Raw genomic sequence first — 2,277 nt, 5'->3', positions numbered from 1 at the left:
TATCAAGGTTATGTTGAACCAGGCTAACCTTCCCTAAGTATTTCTACTTATTTAGGTTAAACGAATCGCACACCGGAATCGATATTATTAAATCCGCAGTTGCCAAAGTTTAACAGTACCATTCTCCCCGCCGCTGACGAGAGTTTCGCCCAAAAGCCCGATCGCCACCGCAGACACAGGGCTAGAATGTCCATCTAAAGTGTGCAGCAATTCGCCGCGAAGATTCCAAAGTCTAACAGTACCGTCAAAACACCCCACTGCAAAGTATTTCCCGTCGGGGCTAATTGCGGCGGCGGAAGTGATGCGAATTCCTGTTTGTAAGGAATGCAATAATTCGCCTGTTTGCAAATTCCAGAGTTTGATAGTTTGGCCGCCGTGACTGACAAGAATTTGGCTATCGGAAGAAATCGCTACATAATTTTCGCTGCCAAATGTTCGCCTCACTTCGCCTCCCGGCAATTCCCACAAAGTGACTGTGGCGCGACAGAAACCGCTGGCTGCATTGAGGCCGCTGGCTACTAGCATTTTGCCGTTGGAACTCAGGGCGATCGCACTTATGTCATCCCCTTGGTAGCCTTCCAAAACTTGCAGCAGTTGGCCGCTGTTGAGGTGCAGAAGCTTGATTGTGCCGCGGGTGGTGCCGATCGCCAAAATTTGCCAGTCGGGGCTGACGGCGACGGATTCGTGGCGGTGTACGTCTGCCAAACGCTTCAGCAGTTCGCCGTTTTGCAGGTTCCAGAGTTTGACTGTACCCGCGCGCGATCGTGTCAGCAGCGTTTTGCTGGCGGGACTGAAAGCCACTAGCAACACGGCTGTTGAATGTCCGAAAATCGTCTGCCGCAGTTCCCCGCTGTGCAAACTCCAAATTTTCACCGTACTATCCTCAGAACCCGTTGCGAGGAATTGTCCGTCGGGACTGATAGCTGCAGACAAAATCCTGTCTGAATGGTGGAGAGTGGCTTTTAAGATGGCGCCGGTTGAGGTTTTTGGCTGCGTTTTATACCCTGCTATTTCCAGCCAGTCGATCGCATCTCTCCAATTTTTGAGAGCATTTCGGGGCCGATTTGTCAATAATTCTATGTATCTGTACAAAGTTTTTGACAAATCAACTTCTACACCTTTGATTTGTTTGTTGAGAAAAACCGCAATTTCGGCTGGGCTGTAGCCGCACAGCAAGCCGCAGAGGTGCCGCTTTTCTACGGGTGTCAGCCCTCTTCTGGTGTGGGGGGCGAATTCTTGTTTGGCATTTGCCAAGTCGGTGTAAAGCTTTTGGATGTCCCAGCCGTTGCTGGCGCGTGCAAATGGTTCTTCGGGTCGATCGAGGGTAGAGGGTATCATTTGCGGCAGTCGCGATCGAGTTCCTAGTCTAATTCCTAACCAAAATCCTAACATTCGCTGTGCGCGATCGGACTGTTGTCACCGCTAATCTATTTTTAACACAGCAAACAGGGGAATGAGTTGCAGGTAGAAAATCCTCTCCTTTACAGTTGGCAAAATAACTATACATCAATCGGAGAAATAGAAAATGCCTGGAATTGCGATCGCCTTATTTTTTATCCTAGGTTTAGTTTTAAGTCTTGTTGGCTATTTTTGGGGATTAGTTCAAGCTTTTGGAGAGGAAACTATTTGGGGAGTGCTTTACTTGCTTGTCCCATTGGCATCATTGGTTTTTTATATCAAAAATTGGAGCAATAAAAAAATCAGAAAAACCTTTTTAATTCAATGTGCTGGATTGCTAATGTTTGTATTGGGAGGCATTACTACTTCAGTATTTTATGGCAAAAATTTTGTAAAAGTCTCTGACTCTGGATCTAATATAGAGCCGGGGTATAACGAGCAATCGCCCTCTTCTTTTCCTTCTGGTTTCAACACTTCTCCATCACCCTATCAAGAGTTATCTCCTGCTTTCGAGTCAGTTCCTGCTGCCGAGCCATCTCCTGCTGTCGTAGCACCTGTTTCTGAGCCTAATTCTCCTCGTGTTGCTGCTCAAAATTCTGACTTCAAAAAATCGATGAAACTCGGCTATATCTACTACGGGCAGGGAGACTATCAAACCGCTTTAATCAATTTTAACAGAGCTTTACAGATACGTCCGGGCGATGCTTATGCTGTCAAGGCTGTTGACAACACCAAAAGTGCGATCGTCCAAAGCAGTGTTAAATAATAATCCGTGCCTGATAACTTGCATACAGCGGATAGATATAGCATTTCTCAGAAAGATGAGGTATGATGTTACTGACACTCATTCATGAGGGTCAAACAGAGAACACACGATCG

General features: G+C 46.7%; 2 protein-coding genes. One reads left to right on the top strand and one right to left on the bottom strand.

The annotated features are described in order from the left end of the window. Window positions 1-87: 87 nt before the first annotated feature. Complete coding sequence (locus QUB06_RS34375) at window positions 88-1,392, bottom strand: WD40 repeat domain-containing protein (RefSeq protein ID WP_333439288.1); 1,305 nt, start codon at window positions 1,390-1,392, stop codon at window positions 88-90. A gap of 133 nt (window positions 1,393-1,525) precedes the next feature. On the opposite strand from QUB06_RS34375, the gene QUB06_RS34370 reads away from it, so the two are divergent. Continuing rightward, entirely contained in the window at window positions 1,526-2,164 is a 639-nt protein-coding gene (locus QUB06_RS34370) for a hypothetical protein (protein WP_333439286.1), read from the top strand. The last annotated feature ends 113 nt before the right edge of the window (window positions 2,165-2,277 follow it).

This window comes from Microcoleus sp. D2_18a_D3, from assembly GCF_036702455.1.
Taxonomy (GTDB): Bacteria; Cyanobacteriota; Cyanobacteriia; order Cyanobacteriales; family Microcoleaceae; genus Microcoleus.
This window is presented reverse-complemented; position numbering and strand designations above follow the sequence as displayed.